The sequence below is a fragment of the Teichococcus vastitatis genome, assembly GCF_003604215.1.
Lineage (GTDB): Bacteria > Pseudomonadota > Alphaproteobacteria > Acetobacterales > Acetobacteraceae > Pseudoroseomonas > Pseudoroseomonas vastitatis.
Window position 1 is genome coordinate 26,218 of sequence record NZ_QXGS01000021.1, and the last position, 24,380, is coordinate 50,597.

Below are 24,380 nucleotides of genomic sequence, written 5' to 3' on the forward strand. Positions count from 1 at the left end.
CTTCGCCCGGCTCGAATCCCCTGCCGGGCTACCGGGTGCTCGCTGCCCTCAGGATGGCAGGATCCGCTGGCGTTGCAGGTCGCGGAGCCACCATTCCAGCATCGCCTCCGTATCGATGCAGTCGCCGAAGCCCGCCTGCCGAATCTTCACCGTGCTGACCAGCGATGCCACCTGGTCGTCGCGGCTGAACGCGAAGTCGGCAAACTGCCAGGAATCACCCACCAGCTCACGCAGCGTGTGCTCCTGCAAGCCGTGCTCCCGCACGACTTCGCGCCAGACCGGCTCCTTGTCCGCCATCACCGCCGGCATCGGCATCGGGTGCGGTGCGCCCTGCTGCATGCCGAAAACGCGGGCCACCGTGGGAAACAGCCCGCGCCAGGTCAGCACGTCGCCATTCGCGACGTTGAAGATCCGGTTTCCGGCCGCCTCGCTTTGTCCGGCCCACAGGATCGCCTCGGCCAGCAGTCGGGCATCGGTCACTTCGGTAATGCGGTCGCCGCGGCCGGGAAACGCCAGCGGCAGGCCAAGATGGCGGCTCACCGCCGCATAGGTGCCAATCGCGGACAACAGGTTCATGGCGCTGCCCAGGGCAAAGCCGATCACCGCCTGGGGCCGCAGCACCGTCCAATGCCAGTCCCGCCCGCGCTGCCGCTCCCGCAGCTCATCTTCCTGCCGCCAATAGAAGTTCGGATGGATGTGGCGCGGCGCATCCTCCTTGCCGGGGACCGGCATCTGCCCGAGATGCACGCCATAGGCCTTGGTACCCTGCAGCAGCGTGACGTGCCGGAGCGGGCCGCCCTCCAGCGCCGCGACGCAGTTCGCCAGCATGGCGTGGTTGATGCGCATCTGCTCCTCATCGAGCCAGCCGGCGCGCAGTTCCGGCTTCTCGTACAGCGCGCTGTAGACCAGATGCGTGGCGCCGAGGCCGGACAGCGCAGCCCGGCAGGCGTCGGCGTCGGTCAGGTCCAGGGCGAGGAAGCGCGCCCCGGTGTTCCCGCCCGGAGTGCGCCGGGACAGACCGATCACCTTCCAGCCCTCGGCGACGTAGCGGCGCAGGGCCGCCCCGCCGACCAGCCCCAGCGCACCCGCGATGACCACCGTGCCGGACATGACCCGCCTCAGGCCTTCGCCAGCCGGCCGACCAAGTCGCGCCAGCGATCCGCGTCACGGCGCAGATAGGTGGCGTAATCCTCGGGCGAGCCGCCGGCGACGTATTGCCCTTCCTCCAGCAGCCGCTGCCGCAGCTCCGGTGCCTGCATCGCCTGCAGCGCCACCTGGTTCAGCCGCAGCACGGCAGCGGCGGGGGTGCGGGCCGGCACCAGCAGGCCGAAATGGGTCTGGCACACCATGCCCGGACCCTGCTCGGAGAAGTTCGGCACCTCCGGCGTCACCGCCAGCCGCTCGCCTTCCCCGGTCCAGCCGATGATGGTGCCGCGGCCGGAGCGGTGTGCCGCCAGCGCCGAGCTGCCGCCCACCACGATCACGTCCAGCGTGCCGGCCATCAGATCCGTCAGCTGCTGCGCATCGCCGCGGTAGCTGATCTCCTGCATGCGGATGTTGAGGCCGTTCATCACCGACACGGCGGCCAGGTTGTTGAAGCTGGTCGGGCCGTTGGAGCCATAGTTCAGTTGTCCGTTACGGGACTTCGCCAGCGCCACGAATCCTGCCACGTCCTGCGCCAGTCCCTTCCGCACCACCACGCCGAAGGGCAGCGTGGTGACCAGCACCACGGGCGAAAGATCCTCGGCACGGTAGGACAGCTTTTCCGGCAAGAGCGGGTTCAGCGTCATCGTGGTGCCGGAGGCCATCAGCAGGGTGTGGCCATCCGCCGGGGCGCGCGCCACGGCGTCGGCGCCGATCGCCGTCTGCGCGCCGGGCTTGTTGTCCACGATCACTGGATGGCCCAGCACCGGCGCCATCTTCTCGCCCATGATGCGGGCCGCGACGTCGGTGGCACCACCGGGCGGAAACGGTACCACCAGGGTCAGCGGCCGCGAGGGAAACGCCTCGGCGCCATGCGCCGCGCCGGGTGCCAGCCAAGGTCGTGCCAGCACTCCGGCGGCCATCGCCGCCGGTGCCAGGCGCAGCATGCCTCGTCTCCGCATCGTCTTCTCCTCCCCATTGGCGCCGGCCTTGCTGACCGGTCGCGATTGTGTAGCCCGGCGCTACTCCAGCAGGGCGTCGCGCAGCGCGGCGAGGCGCGCCGGGCCGAAGCCGAGGGCGCCAGCCAGGAAATCCTCCGGGCTGGCGTAACCGGCCATGGCACGGTGCAGCGCGCCTTCCAGCAGCGGCGCATGCGCGCTGAGCAGCGCCTCCGCCACCTCCGGCGGCTTGCCGGGCGGCAGGGCACGCTCGCGGCGCCACAGGCGGTTGGTGGCCAGGTAGTCGGCGATGATCACGTCCCGGCCGACGCCGAGCGCGGTCAGCAGCAGGGCCGTGGCGAAGCCGGTGCGATCCTTGCCGGCCGTGCAATGGAACAACAGCGGCCGCCGGGTTGCGTCGGCCGCCAGCTCCAGCAGGGCATGGAACTGCGGCAGCTTGTCCGTGGCATAGGCGTCATAAGCCCGGGCCAGCAGCGCCAGCACGCCTTCCCCCGTCGCCTCGCCGCGCGCCAGCAGGTCGCGCAGAGAGGCACCCACCGTGGGCTCGACCGGCAGCGCCACCTGCTCGGGCGGCGCGGCGGGCAGGCGGGACGGCGCACGCTCACGCTCCGCCTCGCCGCGCAGATCGACCACCGTGCGCAGCCCGAGCGAAGCCAGTGCCGCCTGATCTGCGTCGGTCAGCGCGAACAGGGAGGAAGCGCGGAACAGCTGCCCCATGCGGACCCGCCGACCCCCGGCGCCGCGATAACCGCCGAGGTCGCGCAGGTTGCTGCACCCTTCCAGGGTGATGTGACGCGGCAGCAGGTCGGCGTCCGGCGGGGCTGCCATGCTCAGCATCCCTCGAAACGGGGCGGGCGCTTCTCGAACCAGGCATTCACCGCCTCCTCGTGGTCGCGCGTGGTGTGCGCCAGGGCCTGGAAGGCCGCGGACATTTCCAGCAGGGAGGACAGCCGCATGTGCTGTCCCTCACGCAACAGGCGCTTGGTCATGCGCAACACCTGCGGCGGGTTGCGGGCGATGCGCGCGGCCAGCGCCCGCGCCGCGTCCATCAGCTCCGCATCGGGCACCAGGCGGGAGATCAGGCCGCATTCCAGCGCCGCGCGCGCGTCCAGCCGGTCGCCGGTGAAGGCCATCTCTGCGGCGCGCGAATGACCGACGGCGCGCGGCAGCAACCAAGCGCCACCATCGCCGGGCACAATGCCGACGCTGACGAAGCTTTCGGCATAGGAGGAGCTTTCGGCGCCGATGCGGATGTCGCACATGCAGGCGAGATCCAGTCCGGCGCCGATCGCCGGGCCGTTCACCGCGGCGATGGTGGGAACATCCAGCTCGAACAGCGCCAGTGGAATCTGCTGGATGCCGCGGCGGTAGCTGTCCCGGATGGCGGCGGGCGGCATGCCGAAGCGCTCCCGCATCGATTTCAGGTCGCCGCCGGCCGAAAAGGCGCTGCCGGCGCCGGTCAGGATCACCGCCCGCACATCGGGCTCGGCGGCGATGCGGCGGCAGGCGGACACAAAGGCATCGGTGCTGCCGCCCTCGATCGCCAAGGCGTTGCGCCGCTCCGGCGCGTTCATGGTCAGGGTGACGATCGGGCCGTCGCGCTCGAACAACAGGAAATCGCTCATGACGTGGTCTCCAGTTCGGCGGGCCCCAGATGCGCGCGCGCGAAGGCCAGGGTGTCGGAGGCGGGGTCGGCCAGCACCTGCCGACCCAGCCAGCTGGCCCAGTATCCTTCGCCGCCGAACCGCAGCCGTGCCGCCTGCAGCCGCCCGGTCAGCCGGTGCAGCGGCACTTCCCCGGTGATGCCCATGGCGCCCTGCACCGCATGCGCGATGCCCGCCGCCCGCTGCGCCGCCTCCCCGACGCGCAGCTTGGCGGCGGCGACGCGCATCCTGGACAGGCCGGCGACACCCGCTCCGTCGGGCACCGAGGCGAGCTGCGCCGCCATGCGGGCGGCGAACACATCCTCGGTCAGCACGCTGAGCTGCTGCTGCACCGCCTGGAAGGCGGCCACCGGGCGGCCGAATTGCTGGCGCTCCTGGGCGTGGCGCACCGTGTCCTCCAGGATGGGCTGCAGCGCGCCTGCCATGACCGCGACCTCGGCCCAGGCGCCGGCGGCCAGGAGGTCCAGAACCGGCAGGCGCTGTCCGCCCGACCGGTGCCAGCGGAACACGGCACTGCCGGGCGCCGTGTCGGCCTCCACGGCTTCGGCCTCGGCCAGGGGCAGCAACAGCGTCGCGTCGCCGCGTGGCAGCAGCGCCCAGGCATCCGGTGCTCCGGCCAGCGGCGGCAGCCGTGCGGCCTCGCTTCCCCAGGGCTCCGCGAGAACCACCAGACCAGGGGGCGGCGAAACCCCCGCCATGGCCAACGCGGCACGGGCCAGCATGGTGTCGCCGAGCGGCAGCGGCACGGCAAAGCGCCCCGCGGCAAGCAGGATGGGCAGCGCCCCGGACGGGTCCAGGCCGATGCCGCCCGCCGCCTCCGGCACCAGGGCCTGGAGGAAACCGGCCTCCTCCACCGCTTCCAGCAATCCGGGCGGCGCCTCACTCGGTGCGAGGCCGCGCAGCCGCTCCGGGGCCGCGAGGCGGGCGAACAATTCCTCGGCGGAGCGGGCGAGCAGCTCGTCCATCAGCGCAATCCCATGCCGCGCGCGATCATGCCGCGCAGGATTTCCCGGGTGCCGCCGCGCAGCGAGAAGGAGGGCGCCATGGCGGCGGTGTAGGCCAGGGTGCGCATCAGGCCGCCCGGCACGGCCTGGCCCGGCTCCGCCAGCAGGGGTGTGAGCAGGGCCGGGATCGCCTGTTCGAACTCGGTGCCGAGATCCTTGACCAGCGCCGCCTCCACCACCGGGCTCTCGCCGGCCACCAGACGGCCGGTGACCGAGACCGACATGGCGCGCAGCACTGCCAGATGCGCCACCAGCCGCCCGAGCAGCGCCGTGGCCGCTTCCGGGGCGCCGTCCTGGCGCAGCCAGCGCAGCCATTCATCCAGCAGTACGGCGGAGGACAGGACCCGCTCCGGTCCGCTGCGCTCAAAGGCCAGCTCGGCGTTGACCTGCATCCATCCGGAGCCCTCCTCGCCGATCAGGGCCTCGGCCGGCAGCAGCACGTCCTCGAACACCACTTCGGCGAAATGGGCATCGCCGGCGAGGTCGCGGATCGGGTTGATCGTGATGCCGGGCAGGCCGAGATCGATGATCAGCTGCGACAGGCCCTTGTGGCGGTCGCCTGGCGCGCCGCTGGTCCGCACCAGGGCGATCATATAGTGGGCATGCTGCGCGTTGGTGGTCCAGATCTTGGCGCCGTTCAGCCGCCATCCGCCATCCTCCCGCACCGCCCGGGTGCCGACGCTGGCCAGGTCGGAACCGGTGTTGGGTTCGCTCATGCCGATGCAGAAGAAGGCTTCGGCCCGGCAGATGCGGGGCAGAAAGAAGCGCCGCTGCGCCTCGGTGCCGAAGCGCTGGATCAGCGGTCCGCTCTGCCGGTCGGCGATCCAGTGCGCGGCCACCGGCGCACCGGCGGCCAGCAGCTCCTCCGACAGCACGTAGCGGGCGAAGGCGCCGCGCCCCGCGCCGCCATGGTCGCGCGGCAGGGTCAGGCCGAGCCAGCCGCGCTCGGCCAGGGCGCGGCTGAAGCCGGCGTCGAAGCCCATCCAGGAGCGGGCGCGGCGCTCCGGCGGGATCTGCGGCACCGACTCACGCAGGAACTCGCGGATCGCCGGACGCAGGGCCTCGTCCTCGGGCGGGATGGCGGCCAGGGGCAGAACACCGATCATCGCGCCTACTCCAGCCTCACGCCGCTTTCGGCGATCACCCCGCCCCAGCGGGCGATCTCGGCGCGAAGGATGCGCCCGTACTCGTCCGGGCTGGTGCCGAGCGGCTCGGTCGCCTGCTCGGCGAGGCGCGCCCTCACATCGGTGTCGGCCAACGTGCGCAGCACCGCAGCGTTCAGCCGCTGCACCACCGGCTGCGGCGTGCGGGCAGGCACCATGATGCCCTGCCAGGCGCCAACCTCGAAGCCGGGCACCAGCGCCTCGGCCACGGTGGGCACATCGGGCAGCGGCGCCAGCCGGGCCCGGCTGGTCACCGCCAGGGCGCGCAGCCGCCCTTCGCGGATCAGCGGCAGGGCGGAGTTCACCGTGTCGGTCAGGAACTGCACCTGCCCGGCCGCCGCATCCACCAGCGCCGGTGCGCTGCCGCGATACGGCACGTGCACCGCCTCCAGCCCCTGCGAGCGCAGCAGCAGGAACGCCGCGAGGTGCGTCACGTTGCCACTGCCGGCGGAGCCATAGGACAGCGCGCCCGGCCGTGCCCGCAGGTGATCCACGAAGCCGCGGAGGTCCCGCACCGGCAGCGAGGGTGTCACCGCCAGCACCAGCGGAATGGTGGCGGTCTGCGCGACCGGCGCCAGGTCCCGCAGCACGTCGTAGGAGAGCCGCGTGTACAGCGCCGGGCTCAGCGCGATCGAAGAGGTGTTGTACAGAACCGTGTAGCCGTCGGGCTCGGCCTTGGCGACGGCGTCGTTGCCGATGTTGCCATTCGCCCCTGCGCGGTTCTCGGTCACCACGGGCTGGCCCAGCTCCTGCGCCAAGCGCTGCGCCAGCACGCGGGCGACGATGTCGGTCGGCCCGCCCGGCGGAAACGGCACCACCAGGCGCAGCGGCCGCGCGGGCCACGCCGCCTCGGCGGCGCGGGCCGCCGGTGCGACCGACAGGGCCGTCACCGTGGACAGCAGGGCGCGGCGGGTGGGACGGATCATGCCGAACGCTCCCTGGCCGGATGCGGCTCCGCCAGGGCGATCACCCCGGCCGTGCGCAGCGCCTCGATCTCCGCGGCAGCGAGACCGAGCGCCTCCGCCAGCACCGCCCCGGTGTCCTGGCCGAGCCGCGGCGGCGCCAGCCGGTAGGAGGCCGGGCTGCGCGGCAGCCGCCCGGGAAAGCCGATCACCCTGACCGCCGTGCCATCATCGCGCCGCATCTCCTGCAGCATTCCGCGCGCCAGCACCTGCGGGTCTTCCAGCACCTGGTCGACGCCATTGATCGGGCCGCCCGGCACCCCGGCCTCGGCCATGGCGGCGAGTAGCTCGGCGGCGCGCCAGGGGGCGATGGCGCGGGCCAGCTCCACTTCCAGCGCTCGGCGCTCGCGGCTGCGTCCGGCATTGGTGGCGAAGCGCGGGTCCGCCGCCAGATCGTCTCGCCCGAGCAGCCGGCACAGGGCGCGGAACTGCGTGTCGCTGCCGCAGGCGACGAGGATGTAGTCGTCGCTGGTGGCGAAGTCGCGATAGGGCACCACGTTGGGATGCGCATTGCCGAGGCGCCGCGGCACCTCGCCGCCGACCAGGTAGTTCATCGCCTGGTTGACCAGCAGCGACACCTGGCTGTCCAGCAAGGCGCAGTCGATGTGCTGACCTTCCCCGCTGCGCTCGCGATGCCGCAGCGCCGCCAGGATCGACACGGCGGCATACAGCCCGGTGAACAGGTCGCTGACCGGCAATCCGACCTTGATCGGCCCGGCGCCGGGCTCGCCCTCGGGGCGGCCGGTGACGCTCATCAGCCCGCTCATGCCCTGGATCAGGAAGTCATAGCCGCCGCGCGTCGCGTAGGGCCCGGTCTGGCCGAACCCGGTTACCGAGCAGTAGATCAGCCGTGGGTTGTCGCGCAGCAGCGTCGCGGCGTCGAGACCGTGGCGCGCCAAGCCGCCCGTGCGGAAATTCTCCACCAGGATGTCGGCTCCGGCGGCCAGCCGGCGCAGCAGGGCCGCGCCCTCGGCGGTCGCGAAGTCGATGGCGACGGAACGCTTGTTGCGGTTGGCGCAGAAATAATAGGCGGCATCAGGCCGCTCCGAACCGTCCTCCAGGAAGGGCGGGCCCCAGCCGCGCGTGTCGTCGCCGCGGCCGGGCTGCTCGATCTTCAGCACCTCGGCCCCGAGATCGCCCAGGATCTGCGTCGCCAGCGGCGCCGCCAGGACGCGTGACAGGTCCAGCACCTTCAGGCCGTGCAGAGGGCCCGGCGCGGGCGTCGACGCGGCGGCATCGCGCTCCGGCGTCACGCAGCGGCATCCATCGGGCGCGCGTTGCACCTGTTCATTCATTCCTCCCCGCCCGGGGCTTTCCGGCCGCGGCATCGCTACCGGGCGGGCCCCTTGTCTTGATCGGAATTTCATGATGTGAAATACCGTTTCACAAGCAGCTTCGCACGCCTCTCCGGTCGTTGGAAGCGGAAAACGTTTTGTCCTGTCGCGGGAGTGAGACCATGCCGTCCTATGAGCCGGTCACCGCTCTGATGCGCGGCCTCGACGTGCTGCGGGCGGTGAATCGGCTGAATTCGGCTAGCGTGCGGGAGATTCACGCGCTGACCGGGCTGAACGCGCCAACGGTTGTGCGCATGCTGGAAACACTGATCCATGCCGGCTTCATCCGTCGCCATCCGCAACAGGCGATCTACCTGCCCACCGGCAAGACGCTGGAACTGAGCGGCGGCTACGCCCTGCACCGCGAAGTCGGCGTCGCCGCCATGCCGGTGATGACGCGGCTGCGGCAGGCCGTCGGCTGGCCATCCGATGTGGGCGTGTTCGACGGCGACGCGATGGTGGTGGCCCATACCAGCCGCGGGGAAGGCCGCTTCCTGTTCGAGCGGCGCACCGGCTTCCGCGCGCCGATCCTGGCGACCTCACTGGGGCGGGCCTATCTGGCCTTCTGCGACAACGCCGACCGCGAGCGCGCGCTGGTCCTGGCCGCGCGCTCACCCGAGCCGTGGAACACCATCCTGCAACGCCCGGAAGCGTTGGAGCAGGACCTCGCGGCGATCCGCGCCGCCGGCTTCGCCTGCATGGAGGAAAGCTACGCCCAGCGGGAATATGGCGGCCTCGCCAGCGCCATCGCCGTGCCGGTGCTGGCGCAGGGCCGCGCCGTGGCCTCCCTCAACCTCATGTATCTGCGCGACGCCATGGACCTCGACACGGTGGTGCAGCGGATGATGCCGCTGCTGCGGGACGCGGCCTCCGAGCTGAGCCTCGCGGTGGGCCGCCGCGAGGCGGCGGCCCCGTGACCGGTGAGGCACGGACGGCCTGACGGCCTCAGTCGGCGCGGATATTGGCCGCCGCGGCGATTTCGCGCCAGCCGCCGATCTCGCGCCGAAGCCGCTGCGCAACCTCCTCCGGTCCCTGGAAATTGACCAGGGAGCCTGCTTCGAAGGCGCGCTGGCGGATCTGCGGTTCCGCGAGAGAGGCCCGCATGGCCTCGGTGAGCTGGGCACGCAGGCCGGCCGGCACGTCGCGCGGTGCGTACAGGGCGAACCACACGTTGAGTGGCAGGTCGCGCAGCCCCTCGCCGGCGATGGGGGGAATGCCGGGCAGGCCCGGATGCGGGTCGTTGGAGCTGACGCACAGCGCCCGCACCTTGCCATCCCGCACCAGGCTGACCAGCGGCGGGGGTGAATTCATGTAGAACTGAATGCGGCCGGCGATGAGATCGCTGATCGTCTCGCCGGTGCCACGGTAAGGCACATGCAGCATGTCGATCCCGGCGCGCGATTTCAGCAGCTCCGTGCCCAGATGATGCATTGAGCCGTTGCCGGCGGACGCATAGCTCAGCTTGCCGGGATTCGCCTTCGCATAGGCGATGAACTCCGGCAGCGTGGTCGCTGGAACCGAGGGATGCACCACGAAGAGCTGCGGCGTGTCGGAAACCTGCCCGATGGGCACGAAGTCATCGGCGGTGCTGACGCTGCCGGTTCCGCCGATCGCCGCCCGCCCCGCCATGGTGCCGCAATAGCCCATCAGCAGCGTGTAGCCATCGGGCTGCGAGCGCGCCACGTGCATCAGCCCGACCACGTCGTTGCCACCCGGCCGGTTCTCCACCACCACCGGCTGGCCCAGCAGGCGGCCCATCGGCTCGGCGATCAGGCGGGCGGCGTAGTCCGTGCCGCCGCCGGCCGGGATCGGCACCACGATGGTCAGCGGCCTGCGGGGAAAGGCTTCCTGCGCGATGGCAGGGCGCGCGCCGGACCATGCCGCCGCCGCCGCGCCGGCGGCACCGATCACCGTGCGCCGGCGGATGCCGGATTTCATTGATGGGCTCATGACATTCCCTTCCCTGCCCCGGACTGTTGCCGGTTGTTCCGTGCGGCGGCGGGCCTATGGCATCGCTGCCGAGATCCCGCCATCCACGATCAGCTCGGTTCCGGTGATGTGCCGCGCCTCGGCGGAAGCGAGGAACAGCACGGCATGCGCGATGTCCCAGGCATCGCCCATCTTTCCCATGGGCACCTGCGCGTTGCGCCGGGCGATCAACTGCGCCGCGTCATTGGCGCCGAGCTGGCGCACGAGGCGGTTCTCCACCAGGGGTGTGTGCATCAGGCCCGGCACCACGGTGTTGCAGCGCACGCTGGCCCGGGCCTGCTCCATGGCGATAGATTTACTGAGCGCCAGGATGCCGTATTTCGATGCGCTGTAGGCGATATGCGGCCGGTCCGCGCTCATGCGCAGCGCGGCGATCGAGGACAGGTTCACTATGGCGCCGCTGCGCTGCCGCAGATGCGGCATGGCGTGCTTGCAGCACAGGAAGGCGCTGCGCAGGTTCATGTCGATCTGGTGTTCCCAATCGGCCTCGGCCAGGGATTCGGCGCTGCCCGGAAAGGAACCGCCGACATTGTTCACCAGGATGTCGAGCCCGCCATAAGCCGCTACGCAGGCCGCAACCGCCGCCGCGACCTCGGCCGAGTTGGTAACGTCGGCCAGATGGCCCGACGCGGTTCCGCCCTCGGATTCGATGATGGCCACGGTTTCCGCCACGGCCTCGGCGCGGTTGTCGAGCGCGAAGACCCTGGCGCCCTGGCGGGCCAGCAGCACTGCCGTGGCCTTGCCGTTGCCCCAGCCGGGACCCGCCGATCCGGCGCCGGTCACGAAGGCGATCCTGTTGTCCAGCCTCAGCATCGGGCCGCGTCCTCCCCCTGCATGCTCAGCCGCGCACGGCCGCGCACAACCCGCCATCCACCAGGATCTCGGTTCCGGTGATGTAGCGGGCCGCATCCGAGGCGAGGAACAGCGCCGCCTCCGCGACATCCCAGGCCTCGCCCATGCGGCCCATCGGCACCTGCTCATGCCGGCGGCGATAGAAGGTGTCGCGGTCGGTGCCGGTTTCGCGGCTGGCGAAATCCTGCGCCAGCTTCTCCACCAGCGGCGTGTCCATGAGGCCGGGCAGCACGCAGTTGAGCCGCACCCCGCGCCGCGCGTAATCCACCGCGACGACGCGGCTGAACTGCACCAGCCCCGCCTTGGCCGCGGCATAGCCGGCTTGCGGCTTGCCGGTGTAGCGGATGGCGGCGGTCGAGGCGATGGAAACGATGGCGCCCTGCCCCTGCGCCTCCATCAGCGGCAGCACTGCCTTGCAGCACAGAAAGGCGCTCTTGAGGTTGACATCGATCTGCCGGTCCCAGATTTCTTCCGGCATGGTCGCCGGATCACCAGGCAGGGAATGGCCGACATTGTTGACCAGCACGTCGACCCGGCCGAAACGGGCGACGCAATCCGCCACCAGCGCATCGACGGCCGGCTTGCTGGTGACGTCGCCGGCACCGACGGCAAACCGTCCGCCTTCCGCTTCGACGATGGCGCGGGTTTCCTCGGCGGCCTCTCGATCGAGGTCGATGCCGTAGATGGCCGCGCCATGCCGCGCGAAGGTCACGGCGATGGCCTTGCCATTGCCCCAGCCCGGCCCCTGCGAGCCGCATCCGGTGACCATGGCGACCCGCCCTTCCAGCGCCCTCATCCCGGATGGTCCGGCAGCGGGTCACGCGCATCGATGCCCATCGCCTCGAGAAAGCGCGACACCATGTTGTAGGCGCCGATCGTGGCGGTCAGCTCCACCAATTCGCGTGGCGGCAGCGCGTTCCGCACGGCGGCGAAGACGGGTTCCGGCACATGGATTTCGCGGGTCATGGCCTCGCAATAGGCAAGCGCCGCCTGCTGCACCGCATCAAACAGGCCGGTGTTCCGCCAGTCCGGCAGGGCATCGAGCTGTGCCTGGGTGACGCCTTCGCGCAGGGCGATCGGCATATGCTGCTCGGCCTCGTAGGCGGCGCCGTTCAGATGCGCGATCTGGATGATCACCAGCTCGCGGAGCGGCGCCGGCAGGGCGCATTCGTGGCGGATCGCCGTGAGGTAGCGGAGCCAGCCCTCCGCGACCGGCCCGCTGTGCAGCAGCATGGCGTACAGGTGCAGCACGCTGCCGCGCTCACGAATGATTCGGTCGACGAGCTGGCGCGTTTCCGGATTGGCGGGATCGGCGTAGGGGATGCGGGCCAAGGGCGTTTCCTCAGGGGGCGGGGCTTTCTTGTGCATCGAAGCCCGCGCCGCGGTGAGGACCACCGAACAACACCGCGGCGGCTCCGTCAACCATGAAGGCAGGTGCTGCAAGCGGTGCGTTGCGCCGGCCGCTGTGGCGGCACCATCGGGTGCCGCCACAGCGCCTGTCGGGCCGTGGCCGCTCCGATCCCTGCGCTCCGGGCGCAGAGAGCGGCTATTGCACAGTGATGTTGGCAGCGCGCACCAGCGGCTCCCATTTGCTCATCTCGGCCTGCAGCCAAGCCGTAGCGGAGGCTGGCGTGCTGTCGGAGCGCGCCTGGATCGACAGGTCGCGGAAGCGTTGCAGCAGGGCCGGCTGCCGGGTGACCTTGTTCACGGCCTCGTTCAACTGATTGACGATTTCGGGCGGGGTGTTCGCCGGTGCGAACAGCATGTGCCAAGTGTAGGCCTCGTAGCCGGGCAGCCCGGCCTCGGCGAAGGTCGGAACATCGGGCAATTGCGGCAGGCGCTCCGTGGAACTGACCGCCAGGCCCCGCGTGGTCCCGCGCTGCACGCTGGCGATGCCGTCCGACGCCACATTGAGGAACATGGTAAGGTTGCCGTTCAGCAGGTCGGGCATCGCCGGCGCCGAGCCGCGATAGGGGATGTGGTTGACCTTCAGCTTGCCGGCCTGCTGCAGAAACAGCTCGGTCGCGAGATGCACGGCGCCGCCCGCGCCGGAACTCCCATAGGTATATTGATTAGGCTTGTCGCGGAACATGGCGATCAGCTGCTGCAAGTCGCGCGCCGGAACGGCGTTGTTCACCATCAGCAGCATCGGCACGACGCCGACCAGCGCGACCGGCTGGAAATCGGCCACCGGGTCGAAGTTCAGGTTGGAGAAGAGCGGCCGCAGCACCGCATGGGCAATGGTGCTGTAGAGAATGGTGTAACCATCCGCGGGGGATTTCGCCACAGCCTCGGTTCCGACCACCACGCCGGAGCCGGTGCGGTTCTCCACCAGCACCCGCTGCGGCAGAAGCCCGGTGAGGCTTTCGGCAACGAGCCTGGCCGCCACATCGGTCGGGCCGCCCGCGGCGAAGGGACAGATGAAGCGCACGGCTTGGTTCGGCCATGCGGGGGCCGCGGCGGTCGCGGCGGAGGCGGCCGTTCCAAGTCCGGCGGCGAGTGGCACCAGTGAGCGGCGTGTGATGGCAGGCATGCTGTTCCCCCTGTTTCGGCTTCCGTCCCGGACGGGCTCCGCGCGCCCGGATCGATGCCGGGTCGGCGGGTCCTGGCGGCCGTGCCTGAGCGGGGTCTCGTGCCCCTTGGCTCAGGCAGCCGCCATGACCCCCGCAGGGTAGAACGGAACGTTGGCGAAAGTCCTGATCAAAGCCGCGCTTCCGGTCAGGATGAGCGGAACGGCGGAGTGCGCCGGGGCTGAGGGTTCAGGCCGGGGAACGTTCGCGGGGACGCGGCGTGCCACCGCTCGCCCGGGCCGGCCTGCCCCGCATCCGGGGTCTCGCCGGCATCGGGTCCGTCGTCAGCGGCCTTCCTGCTTTTTCGGGGCGGATGGCACCTTGAACATGTTGGACATGGCTTCCTGCATCTGGGCCGGCGACCAGGGCGAGAGGGGCAGCCATGCCCTGAGCATCGCCTCGGGCGTCAGGCTCGCGACGGCGTCGGTCATCTGCTGGCTGAGCTTCGCCATGGCGGCATCCTGCATCGGCTTCACGTCGGGAAGGCCGAAGAAATGCCTCGCCTCGTCGGCGGTGCAGTCGATCTCGATAGTGAACTTCATCGCTCTTCCCTATTTCTCCAGAACGTAGCGGCCGGGGGCGTCGTCGAGCGGCGGATGAGCCGGGCCACCCATCGGCGGCGGAGTGGACCTGGAGCCCGAGCGCTCCGCGAGCCATCGGCTCCAATCGTCCCACCAGCTGCCATCATGCTTGATCGCGTTCTGCCGCCACTCGGCGGCGGTGGAGCCGGCCGCCGCCCCCGGCGGCAGGGTCCAGTGGGCGCCCTTGCCGCCGGAAGGATTGATGATGCCGGCGATATGGCCGCTCGACGCCAGCACGTAGCGGACCTCGCCGCCGACAAGCTGGGTGATGCGCCACGCCGCGTCCCACGGCACGATGTGATCGCGCTCGGCGCCGACGGCGTAGATATCCTGGCGGATGCGGCCGAGGTCGATCGCCTCATCCTTCAGCCTGATGCGCCCGGGCACGATCAGGTTGTTCTCGCGGTAGGTGTTGCGCAGGTACCAGCTATGGGCAGCACGGGTCATCCGGGTGCCGTCGCTGTTCCAGTACAGCAGGTCAAAGGCGGGCGGCTTCTCGCCCATGAGGTAGTTGTTGACGACGTTGGCCCAGATCAGGTCGTTCGACCGCAGCAGGTTGAACATATTCGACATCTCGCGGCTGTCGAGGTAACCGCGTTCCATCATCTGCTGCTCGATCAGCTCGATGGATTCGTCGCCCATGAAGACGGCGGTGTCGCCCACTCGGGAGAAGTCCTGGAGAGACACCATGAAGGTGGCCGCACTGATGCGCTCATCCCCTTTGGCCGCCAGCCAGGCCAGCGTCATGGCCAGCAGCGTGCCGCCGATGCAATAGCCCATCACGTTGACGGTGGGGCTGCCGGTGATCTCCCGCACGACGTCGCTGGCCTCCAGCGGGCCGAGATCCATGTAATCCTCGATGGTGATGCCATCCATCGAGGCGTCCGGATTTTTCCAGGACACCATGAACACGGTGAAGCCCTGCTCCGTGAGGTAGCGGACCATGCTGTTCTTCGGCTGCAGGTCGAGGATGTAGTATTTGTTGATCCAGGGCGGCAGGATCAGCAGCGGCACCGCATGGGCCGTCTCTCCGGCGGGTGCGTACTGGATCAGCTCCATCAGCTTGTTGCGGTGCACGACCTTGCCCGGGGAGAGGGCCAGGTTCCGGCCCGGTGCAAAGGCGGCCGTGTCCACCAGGCTCAGGCGTCCGGCCTTCAGATCCCCGAGAAGGTTGCGCGCTCCGTCCGCCAGGCTTGCGCCACCGGTTTCCAATGCGCGACGCAGCGCGGCCGGGTTGGAGAAGAGCAGCAGGGACGGGCTCATCGCATCGACGAATTGCTGCAGGTGAAACGTCAGGCGCTGCCGTTCCGCCTCGTCCATGTCCTCGGCCTTGCCCTGCTGGAGCAGCCAGTCCGAGGCCAGCAGATAGGCGTCCTTCAAGGCGCGGAAGGCGGGATTGGCATGCCATTCCGGTGCGGCGAAACGCTTGTCGGCCGGCCTGCCAGAAGGCCCCGGGGCCGGTGTTCCCGCGAGGCCCAGCCAGCGCTGTCCGGCCTGGTTCCACGCTTCCATTGCCGAGCGCCACAGATCGGCGTTCAACCGGACAGCCGAGGTCATCGCATCGGCGGGGTTCCCCAGATTGCGGAGCCAGACCGTCCGGAGCGCCCGGGCGACCTCCGCCCAATCGACCGGAACCACGTCGCGGAGCGGATTGGCATTCCACATCTGGTCGAGGGAGCGAAGCATCGGGTCCCGCACGAATTGCTCGCCGGCTTCCTTTGCCGCCGTCGCGAACTGCCCGCCGCGCAGCTCCCCGGCGGGCATGGGCCGCCACATCCCGGGACCGCTCCAGGCGGGGTTGGTTTCGGAGATCGCCTTCACCCAGGAGGTCCAGAAGCCGAACAGGACCTCCGGTCCGATCGCGGTGGCCGCCGCACTCGAGGAGCCCCGTTCCGGAGCGTCCGAACCGCGAGGAACAGCTGGCTCCGCCTGAGGTTTCTCGTTGTTCCCTTTGCCGGCTGGCATGATGCCTCTCCCTGATATGGCCCGTTGCGCTTCTGGAACGGCGGTGCTTTCCGCCCGGTTCCGCGTCCTCATTCCGGCCCACGCCCGAGGCCCCTCTCCGGGCCCGCGAGCCAAGTCCCTCCTGTAGAACGCGGGCCCGCTTGAAAGTTTAGAAAGTGTCGCGCGTTTGGCTCGGCTGTCCCCCTGGGCATCGCCGGCGATGCGGGCTGGGGGGCGTCGGTACGGGCATGCCGCGTTGCCGCCGGAACAGCTCCGACGCGCCAGCAGGCCAGGTCAACCGCGGCATCGGCGAAACGTTTGTGTCTGCTCCTGGGGGACATGGTCCCGATCACCCCTTCACCCGGAGGCGCCTCATGACCGCTCCACGGAGCCTTACCTCATCCCGCCGCGCCGCGCTCGGGGTTTCGGCCGCGGTGACGCTGGCGGCCTGCGCTGGTCCGGCCGGCGCGCAGCCCGCCCGAAGGCGGGATGCGGGGCATGTGGTCCTGCTGGGGGATTCCGTGCTGGATAATTCAGGCTATCTCCAGGGTAGCGGTCCGGACGTGGTGGCGCAGCTCCGCACCCGATTGCCGGCCGGATGGCGGGCAACGCTTGCGGCGCAGGGCGGCGCCGTGGCGGCCGATGTTGCGGCCCAACTCGGCCGGCTGCCCGCGGACGCCACTCATCTCGTCATCAGCGCCGGGGGCAACAATGCGGCACGCCAGGAAACGATGCTCGGCGCGGCCGCGCGCAGCGTAGCCGACGGGCTCGCACGCATGGCCGGCCTTCGCGAGGAATTCGCGCGGGAATACCGGACCATGCTCGATGCGGCCAGCCGGCCGGATCTGCCGCTCGCGCTCTGCACCATCTATGATCCGCGCTTCACCGATCCCCTGCGCCGCCGGATCACGGTAGCAGCCCTGGCCACCTTCAACGACGTCATCACGCGCGAGGCGTTCGCGCGCGGCCTGGCCGTGATCGACCTCCGGCTGATCTGCAACCAGGATGCCGATTTCGCCGGCCCGACCGGGCCATCGGTCCAGGGTGGCGGCAAGATCGCCGCCGCCGTGGCGGAATGGGCCGCGAGCCCCGACCCGGCTCGGGGGCGGTCCGAGGTCTTCGTGAAGGGCGGGAAGGAGAACCGCTAGGGCCCGGATCTCGCCCCCGCACCCTTCGTCGGACGGGCTGCACGCCGGCGGGCATCGGCCGCCGCGGACCGGCGCGGGTTCCATCCGGGCGCCTCGGACCCGGGCTGCACCACAGCTCAGCGATCGGCCCATCCTGTTGCAGCCTGTTCAACAACCCTCCGGGGCCTTCGCTGGCGTCGCGTCTACCGGGCGTGTTCGCGAACCATCACTCGGTCACCTCATCGGAAATGATCGTCCTGATCCGCGTTGCCAGGGTTTCCAGCGGGAAAGGCTTCGTCAGCACGTGCATGCCCGGCTCGAGATAGCCGTGGCGGGCAATGGCGTTCTCAGCGAAGCCGGTGATGAACAGCACCTTCAGGTGCGGGCGGAACTGGCGCGCCGCATCCGCCATCTGCCGCCCGTTCATGCCGCCCGGCAGGCCGACATCGCTGACCAGCAGGTCGATACGGGCATCGGATCGCAGCACCGCCAGGCCGGAAGCACCGTCCGCAGCTTCGATCGCGGCATAGCCGAGCCCATCCAGCACCTCGGTGATCAGCATGCGCACCGTGGGCTCGTCATCGACCACGAGCACGGTTTGTCCCCGCTCCGCACGCGGGGCATCGGCCAGCACCGCCCGCGCCGCGTCACCGGCCGCTGTTTCCCTGCTGCGGGGCAGGTAAAGGCGCATGGTGGTGCCATGGCCTTCCTGCGAGCGGATGCGCACCTGGCCGCTCGACTGCTTCGCGAAGCCGTAGATCATGGACAGGCCCAGCCCGGTGCCCTGGCCGGCCGGCTTGGTGGTGAAGAAGGGATCAAAGGCGTGCGCGATCACGTCCGGCGACATCCCGGTGCCGGTATCGGTCACGCAGATCACGACGTATTCCCCGGGCTGCATGTCGCGCATCCTGGCGCCGCGCTCGTCGATCGCGGCATTGACTGTCTCGATGGTCAGCCGCCCGCCCTCCGGCATGGCGTCGCGGGCATTGATGCACAGGTTCAGCAACGCGTTCTCAAGCTGGTTCGGATCGCACAGCGTGGTCCAGAGTTCGGCATGCAGCACCGTTTCCACGATGATCTGCGGTCCGGTCGTGCGGCGGATCAGCTCCTCCATCTCCTGGATCAACCGGTTCGCATTGATCGGCCGCGGATCGAGCGTCTGGCGCCGGGAGAAGGCCAGCAGGCGGTGCGTCAGCGCCGCTGCCCGGGTCGCGGCGGCCTGCGCCGCGGAGACGTAGCGTTCGAGGTTGCCAAGGCGCCCCTGCGTCACCCGGGTCGACAACAGTTCCAGGCTGCCGGTGATACCGGTCAGGAGATTGTTGAAGTCGTGCGCGATGCCGCCGGTGAGTTGCCCCACGGCCTCCATCTTCTGGCTTTGCCGAAGGGCCTCCTCGGTCTGGCGCAGCGTCTCGGCCTGCTCCTTCTCGGCCTGGATGTCGCGGCCCACGGCGTGGATGAACCGCTCATCCGGCATGGCGGTCCATGACAGCCAGCGGTAGTCGCCGTCTTTCCGGCGATAGCGGTTCTCGAATTTCAGGGTGGTCAGACCTTCCATCAGCCTCCCGACCTCGGCCAGGGTGGAGGCCACGTCATCCGGGTGCACCAGCCGCATGAAGTCGCTGCCGATGAGCTCCTCCTGGCTCCAGCCGAGCACGCTGGTCCAGGCCGGGTTCACCGCCTCGATCCGGGCGTCGAAATCGGCCACCAGCATGATGTCGCTGGACAACCGCCACATGCGGTTGCGATCCGCCGTCCGCTCCGCAACCTGTTGCTCCAGGGTTTCGGCCGAGGCGCGCAGAACGCGCTCGGCCTCCTTCATGGGCGTGACATCGGCGTTGCTGCCGAGCCATCCGATCAGGCGGCCTGCTCCGTCCCGCTGCGGCGTGGCCCGCGAGCTGTACCAGCGATACTGGCCGTCGTTGCGCCGGAGGCGGAATTCGAGGTCAAAGGGAACCTCGCGGGCGTGGGCGTCGTCCCAGGCGGCCCGGACCCGCGGCAAGTCGTCCGGATGCACGGCCACCGCCGATGCCCAGCCGTGGCCCACCGCGTCCTCGGGCGTGCTGCCGGTCAGATCGTAATAATGCTGGTTCAGGTAGATCAGCTTGCCGTCTGGATCACTGAGCCAGACCAGGGCCGGCGAGAGCTCCGTCAGGTGCCGGAAGCGCTGATCGCTTTCGCGGGCTGCCTGTTCCGCCAGCCTCTGCTCGGTGATGTCGAGAACGAGCTCGACCACCTCCTGCTCGTTCATGCGGCGCGCGGCGAACAGGCCCCACCAGCGCGAGCCATCCTTCCTGAAGCACTGCTTCTGGTACGGCGTGTTCTCGTCCGCCGCGCCCATCTCGGACACGGCCTTCATCGAAGCTGGAAAGAACTCCGCCGGGGTGAGGTCCTGCCAGGTCTTGCCGAGAGCCTCCTCCCGGCTGAAGCCGGTCATCTGCAGAAAAGCGTCGTTGACCTCCACCAGCTCCAGGCCCGGTCCCCAGACCATCACGCCGACCGTTCTGATGCCGAAGAGGGTCCGGAACCGTTCCTCGCTGCGGCGGAGCCGCTGCCCGGCCTCGTGCTGCTCCGTCCGGTCGCGGACGATCTTGACATAGCCGAGATGGGCGCCGCTTTCCTTGTCCTCGAGCCGCGTCATGGAGCCCGCGCCCCAGAAGCGGGTACCATCCTTGCGGAGGTGCCAGCGTTCATCGACGGCCCGGCCCTCGAGGCGCGCGGCCGACATTTCTCCCTGGCAGGCTCCGCTCGCCCGATCCTCGGGCGTGAAGATCATGCAAGCGTCCTGGCCAAGGGCTTCCCCGGGAGACCATCCCATCACTGCCTCGGCGGAACTGTTCCAGGAGGTGATGATCCCCTCCAGATCCAGCGTCAGGATCGCGAAATCGGCCGAGCTCTCCAGGATGAGTTCGGCCAGGCGGCCAGGGCTCAACTGCGCAGGGTGGCTGGTGCTGGCAGGCGAGATCATCGCTGCGGCTCGCCCTGCAGGGTGAAGGCGCCGGTCCGCCGCTGGTCGAGGGGGTCGGCCTCGGCCTGCTCCAGAAGGCGCAGGGCCGCGCGGACAGCCTCGCTGGAGCTTTGGTAACGGCCCGAGGCGACAAGGCGGGCGACGAACTCGCAGAGCTCGCGCGTGAGTGCGACATGAAGGCTGTGGTGGGCTGGCATGCCGCTGCCTTAGCCGGGGCATGGCCAGGGTGTCACCCTGGAAAAATCGCGATCATCAGGGGCCTGGTTTCCGCGGCGGCGAACCAGGATCGGGCGGCCCGCATGAGCCGTCATCGACGTCATCCACCACCGCATGCGGGTCGTTCGCAGGCGGATGATCGGGGCGTGCGCCCGAAGGTGGAGCGGGGGACGGATCCTGCAGATGTTCCGGCGGGCCCGCGGGGGCGGGCGCCTATCCTCGCGCCACCCTCTTGAACCTCCAGTGACTGGAAGTCGTATCTGAGGTGCCATTGAGCGGAGATAGGCAATGGATGGCTTCGGAGGTGGGCGCGGCGAGACGCGATCCCTGGCGTGGAAGGTCACCGGCATGGATTGCGCGTCCTGTGCCGCCAAGCTCGAGAAAGCGGTGGCTCGCCTGCCCGGCGTCAGCGATGTGCGCGTCAGTCTGATGGCGGAACGCCTGTCGGCGGTTCTGGAAGCCGGTGGCAGTTCGGCCGCCCAGGTGGAGGAGCGGATCGCCGCGCTGGGCTTCCGATCGCTGCGGATCGGCCCGCCCTCGGCCTCGCCGCTCCTGGCCTGGCACGTCGAAGGCATGGATTGCGCCTCCTGCGTCGCGAAGGTGGGCACCGCCCTGCGGCGGATGCCGGGTGTCTCCGAGGTCGCGGTGAACCTGATGGCGGAACGCCTCACCCTGCGGCTGGCTCCTGGCCAGACCGATGCCACCGCCATCGAAGCGGCGCTGTCGGCGCTGGGCTATCCGGCGCGGCCAGTGCCGGGAGACGGACCCGAAGCCGCAACTGGCCTGGTGGATGCGACAGGAAGGTTCGCCGCCGGGTCTGGGATATCGGGCCGGGAATCCGGCCATGTTCCGGCTTCCGCTTCTGTAGGCGCTGTTCAGGAGAATGCGCAGGGCGCCGCCACGCGCTGGTATTCCACGGGGAAGGCGCGCCTGGTATGGTTGCTCGGCGCGCTCGTGGCCGCCGCCTATCTGCTGTCCCTGGTGCTGCCGGGATCGCTGACCTATCCGCTGTTCCTCGTGGCAACGGGCGTGGCGCTGCTGCCCTTCGGGCGCCGCGCCCTGGCCTTGGCGCGGGCAGGCACTCCGTTCTCGATCGAAACCTTGATGGTCACGGCCGCCATCGGCGCCGTCGCGATCGGCGCCGCCGAGGAGGCGGCGATGGTGGTGCTGCTCTTCGCCGTTGGGGAATTGCTGGAGAATGTCGCGGCGGGCCATGCCAGAGCCGGCATCCGCGCCCTGGCGGAGCTGATGCCCTCGACCGCGCTGCGTGTTCGCGATGATGGCGCGGCCGTGCCGGTTCCCGCCGCGGCGCTCGGCATCGGCGACCTCGTTCTGATCCGGCCGGGCGACCGCGTGGCCTGCGACGGCAGCATCGAGAATGGCGAGTCATCGATCGATGAAAGCTCGGTGACGGGTGAAAGCGTGCCGGTTCTGCGCGGCGCCGGGGCCTTCGTCATGGCGGGTTCGATCAACGTCGATGGGGTGCTCCGCGTGCGCGTCACGCGGGCCGCCTCCGACAACACCATCGCCCGCATCATTCGCCTGGTGGAGGATGCCACCACGTCCCGCGCGCCGACCCAGCGCTTCATCGAGCGGTTCTCCGCCTGGTGGACACCGGGTGCCATGGCCGTGTCCCTGCTCGTCATCCTCGTGCCACCTGTCCTGCTGGGATGGGATTGGTGGACCAGCACCTATCGGGGTCTGGCCGTGCTGCTCATCGCCTGTCCCTGCGCCCTGGTCATTTCCGTCCCCGCCGCCATGGCCGCCGGACTGTCATCCGGCGCCCGGCGGGGCCTGCTGATCAAGGGGGGAGCGGCGCTGGAGAAGATCGGCGCCGCCAGAACAGTGGCTTTTGACAAGACAGGCACGGTGACCAAGGGCCGCCCACGGATCACGGATCTCCTTCCTGCGCAGGGCAGCTCCGAGGGCAGGCTTCTGGCCTTGGCAGCCGCGGTTGAGCAGGCATCCGCCCATCCGCTCGCCAGGGCTGTGCTGGCCGAGGTGGCGAGGCGCGGCATCGCCATTCCCGAGGCCTCCGCGCAAGCCGCCATTCCGGGAAAAGCGGTGTCCGCGATGGTGGACGGGCACGCGGTCAGCGTCGGCAGTCTGCGCCACGCGGCGGAAACCGGCGCGATCCCGGATCATCTGGTGGAGACCGCCTCCCAGTTGGAAGCCGAGGGCAAGACCGTCGTGGTGGTGCTCGCCGATGCGAAGGTCCAGGGCATCCTGGCGCTGCGCGACGAGCTGCGCGCCGACGCGGCCGCCGGCGTAGCCGCCCTGGCCAGGATGGGCATCCGCTCCGTGATGCTCACGGGTGACAACCGGCGCACCGGAGAGGCCATAGGCCGGAGCCTAGGGCTGGAGGCGAAGGCAGAGTTGCTGCCCGCTGACAAGCTCCGCGAGATCATCGCTCTGGGCAGCGCGGGACCGGTGGTGATGGTGGGCGACGGCATCAATGATGCGCCTGCATTGGCAGCGGCGTCGGTTGGGATTGCCATGGGGGGCGGCACGGATGTCGCCCTCGAAACGGCCGACGCTGCCCTTCTCAAGGATCGCGTGACGGGTGTCTCCGAATTGATCCGTTTGTCACGTGCCACCATGACGAATGTGAAGGTGAATGTGGCGATCGCGGTGGGGCTCAAAGGCGTGTTTCTTGCCACCACGGTGCTGGGGCTGACGGGCCTATGGCCAGCGATTTTGTCGGATACGGGTGCCACGGTGCTTGTGACCCTGAATGCCCTGCGGCTTCTGTGCTGGAAGCCGGATGCGTGACGAAACCGGAGTTGAGGGATCGACGGCATAAGGCATCCGCTTTGATCGTATGGGGGCAATCCGGACAGGACGTAGGTCGCCCCGTGTACTCGTTGTGCGGCACGTCACATAGTTGCGGTGTTCTGGCTGAAGGATTCCGCCGCCGCACAGGCAGGATGTCGGGATAGTGGCACGGTCGGATAGGCTGGAAGGCTGCCGGAATCAGCAGCTTCTTCCGGCACTTCGATCATGTACCTGATAGGAAAGCAAGAAATGAGCGTTGCCAGCGCCAAGCGGTAGGTGAGCGCATCGAAGCGATACTGACATCGCTTGTCGGTCCAGCTCGCAGGAGGCGAGGCGTCTGGAGCCCCGCCTCCTGCCGCTTCACGTGACGCGGAGCGTTTCCAGAACCTTTACTTTAGAATCCTGCTCTAGCGACGGGCCTTGCGAGCCGCGTAGCGAGCGTCGCGCAACGCTTTCTGCTCCGCCGCAAGAGCGAGCGCCCGGGCCTTGGCCTCGCTGTCGAGGATCGCAGCACGTGTCTCCTGATCCGCCTTCTGCAACGCCGCCTGGGCGGCCTCGGCGGCTTCCTGACGGAGCTGTTCGAGAGCTGCGGCAGCTTCCTCGGCTTTCTGCGCTTCTCGCGCAGCGTCCTCCATGGCTTGCCGGGCCGCCAACTCCGCAGCCTCGCGCTCACGCGCTATCTTCCGCTCCGCCACGCGGGCCTCGCGGGCGGCAGCGACGGCAATCTGCGCCTCACGCCGGGCGACAACCACAGGATTGTCCGCTGCCGGCTGAGCGCGGAATTTCGCTAGGGCCGAGGCTTTTGCCTCAGCGGAGGAGTTCAATCGCGTGTCGAAGCGGTCATTCTGATAATGATTGTTCTGAATACGATGCATCATGAGATCTTACACGATATTCGTACATCGTGTGTGTTGTAAATTTGATGCACTGCTTCTTCGTGTTAATGTTCTGAGGAGCCGTGTTTCAGACAGGTTATCAATCTGCGAAGCTTGGTGGCTTGAGGTGCCGGCACAACAACCTTGGCCTGCACTTGCATGGTTGACGAAGACCTTCTCGCTAGGTAGGGGACTCATTTAGATCCACTCCGTGACGACAGCGACGAGGGCGAGCGCGGCGAGGAAGTTCTGAGCCA

The 24,380-nt window shown here is 69.4% G+C and carries 21 protein-coding genes; 3 read left to right on the forward strand and 18 right to left on the reverse strand.

Translation table 11 applies throughout. The features are described from left to right. Positions 1–48: 48 nt before the first annotated feature. The 8 genes from D2K64_RS17335 to D2K64_RS17370 form a co-directional block, all read right to left on the reverse strand. Positions 49–1,110, reverse strand: a complete 1,062-nt coding sequence (locus tag D2K64_RS17335) for an SDR family oxidoreductase (RefSeq protein WP_120009648.1) — start codon at positions 1,108–1,110, stop codon at positions 49–51. A gap of 8 nt (positions 1,111–1,118) precedes the next feature. Continuing rightward, complete coding sequence (locus tag D2K64_RS17340) at positions 1,119–2,090, reverse strand: Bug family tripartite tricarboxylate transporter substrate binding protein (RefSeq protein ID WP_157985903.1); 972 nt, start codon at positions 2,088–2,090, stop codon at positions 1,119–1,121. 75 nt (positions 2,091–2,165) lie between these two features. Further along, positions 2,166–2,930, reverse strand: a complete 765-nt coding sequence (locus tag D2K64_RS17345) for a tyrosine-protein phosphatase (protein ID WP_157985904.1) — start codon at positions 2,928–2,930, stop codon at positions 2,166–2,168. Positions 2,931–2,932: 2 nt separating this feature from the next. Then, entirely contained in the window at positions 2,933–3,727 is a 795-nt protein-coding gene (locus D2K64_RS17350) for a crotonase/enoyl-CoA hydratase family protein (protein WP_120009651.1), read from the reverse strand. Next, the gene (locus tag D2K64_RS17355; RefSeq protein WP_120009652.1) at positions 3,724–4,731 is read right to left on the reverse strand and encodes an acyl-CoA dehydrogenase; all 1,008 of its coding nucleotides are present in this window, start codon (positions 4,729–4,731) and stop codon (positions 3,724–3,726) included. Before D2K64_RS17355 ends, D2K64_RS17350 begins: the two co-directional genes overlap by 4 nt. Then, positions 4,731–5,876, reverse strand: coding sequence for an acyl-CoA dehydrogenase family protein (locus D2K64_RS17360; protein WP_120009653.1), 1,146 nt, complete (start codon positions 5,874–5,876; stop codon positions 4,731–4,733). The genes D2K64_RS17355 and D2K64_RS17360 overlap by 1 nt, the downstream gene beginning before the upstream one ends. 5 nt (positions 5,877–5,881) lie before the next feature. After that, the gene (locus D2K64_RS17365) at positions 5,882–6,859 is read right to left on the reverse strand and encodes a tripartite tricarboxylate transporter substrate binding protein (protein WP_120009654.1); all 978 of its coding nucleotides are present in this window, start codon (positions 6,857–6,859) and stop codon (positions 5,882–5,884) included. Further along, positions 6,856–8,178: a CaiB/BaiF CoA transferase family protein gene (locus D2K64_RS17370; protein WP_370765075.1), complete on the reverse strand. Its 1,323-nt coding sequence runs from the start codon at positions 8,176–8,178 to the stop codon at positions 6,856–6,858. Before D2K64_RS17370 ends, D2K64_RS17365 begins: the two co-directional genes overlap by 4 nt. 173 nt (positions 8,179–8,351) lie before the next feature. Between D2K64_RS17370 and D2K64_RS17375 the strand changes: the two genes are divergently transcribed. Then, a complete protein-coding gene (locus tag D2K64_RS17375; RefSeq protein WP_120009656.1) occupies positions 8,352–9,146 on the forward strand; it encodes an IclR family transcriptional regulator domain-containing protein in 795 nt (264 codons plus the stop codon). 28 nt (positions 9,147–9,174) lie between these two features. On the opposite strand, the gene D2K64_RS17380 is transcribed toward D2K64_RS17375, so the two are convergent. The 7 genes from D2K64_RS17380 to D2K64_RS17410 all read right to left on the reverse strand — a co-directional run bounded on the left by D2K64_RS17380 (position 9,175) and on the right by D2K64_RS17410 (position 15,985). Then, positions 9,175–10,179: a Bug family tripartite tricarboxylate transporter substrate binding protein gene (locus tag D2K64_RS17380; protein WP_120009657.1), complete on the reverse strand. Its 1,005-nt coding sequence runs from the start codon at positions 10,177–10,179 to the stop codon at positions 9,175–9,177. Positions 10,180–10,233: 54 nt separating this feature from the next. Continuing rightward, positions 10,234–11,031, reverse strand: a complete 798-nt coding sequence (locus D2K64_RS17385; RefSeq protein ID WP_120009658.1) for an SDR family NAD(P)-dependent oxidoreductase — start codon at positions 11,029–11,031, stop codon at positions 10,234–10,236. Between the two features lie 25 nt (positions 11,032–11,056). Further along, a complete protein-coding gene (locus tag D2K64_RS17390; RefSeq protein ID WP_120009659.1) occupies positions 11,057–11,866 on the reverse strand; it encodes an SDR family NAD(P)-dependent oxidoreductase in 810 nt (269 codons plus the stop codon). Next, positions 11,863–12,402 (reverse strand): carboxymuconolactone decarboxylase family protein, encoded by a 540-nt coding sequence (locus D2K64_RS17395; RefSeq protein ID WP_120009660.1) that lies wholly within the window; start codon positions 12,400–12,402, stop codon positions 11,863–11,865. The genes D2K64_RS17390 and D2K64_RS17395 overlap by 4 nt, the downstream gene beginning before the upstream one ends. A gap of 214 nt (positions 12,403–12,616) precedes the next feature. After that, on the reverse strand, positions 12,617–13,603 hold the full coding sequence (locus D2K64_RS17400) for a Bug family tripartite tricarboxylate transporter substrate binding protein (protein ID WP_238384258.1): 987 nt from the start codon (positions 13,601–13,603) through the stop codon (positions 12,617–12,619). Between the two features lie 321 nt (positions 13,604–13,924). Continuing rightward, positions 13,925–14,182, reverse strand: coding sequence for a DUF6489 family protein (locus D2K64_RS17405; protein WP_120009661.1), 258 nt, complete (start codon positions 14,180–14,182; stop codon positions 13,925–13,927). A 9-nt stretch (positions 14,183–14,191) separates the two neighbouring features. After that, a complete protein-coding gene (locus tag D2K64_RS17410) occupies positions 14,192–15,985 on the reverse strand; it encodes a PHA/PHB synthase family protein (protein WP_202910724.1) in 1,794 nt (597 codons plus the stop codon). A 554-nt stretch (positions 15,986–16,539) separates the two neighbouring features. Between D2K64_RS17410 and D2K64_RS17415 the strand changes: the two genes are divergently transcribed. Further along, positions 16,540–17,313 (forward strand): SGNH/GDSL hydrolase family protein, encoded by a 774-nt coding sequence (locus D2K64_RS17415; protein ID WP_120009663.1) that lies wholly within the window; start codon positions 16,540–16,542, stop codon positions 17,311–17,313. A gap of 205 nt (positions 17,314–17,518) precedes the next feature. Here the strand turns inward: D2K64_RS17415 and D2K64_RS17420 are convergent, their stop codons facing one another. Further along, entirely contained in the window at positions 17,519–20,257 is a 2,739-nt protein-coding gene (locus D2K64_RS17420; RefSeq protein WP_120009664.1) for a hybrid sensor histidine kinase/response regulator, read from the reverse strand. Next, complete coding sequence (locus tag D2K64_RS17425) at positions 20,254–20,454, reverse strand: type II toxin-antitoxin system ParD family antitoxin (protein WP_120009665.1); 201 nt, start codon at positions 20,452–20,454, stop codon at positions 20,254–20,256. Before D2K64_RS17425 ends, D2K64_RS17420 begins: the two co-directional genes overlap by 4 nt. Before the next feature lie 307 nt (positions 20,455–20,761). Between D2K64_RS17425 and D2K64_RS17430 the strand changes: the two genes are divergently transcribed. Beyond that, positions 20,762–23,245, forward strand: coding sequence for a heavy metal translocating P-type ATPase (locus D2K64_RS17430; RefSeq protein WP_202910725.1), 2,484 nt, complete (start codon positions 20,762–20,764; stop codon positions 23,243–23,245). A 410-nt stretch (positions 23,246–23,655) separates the two neighbouring features. Here D2K64_RS17430 and D2K64_RS17435 read toward each other — a convergent pair whose 3' ends face one another. Then, complete coding sequence (locus D2K64_RS17435; RefSeq protein WP_238384259.1) at positions 23,656–24,126, reverse strand: DUF6481 family protein; 471 nt, start codon at positions 24,124–24,126, stop codon at positions 23,656–23,658. Positions 24,127–24,380 lie beyond the last annotated feature (254 nt).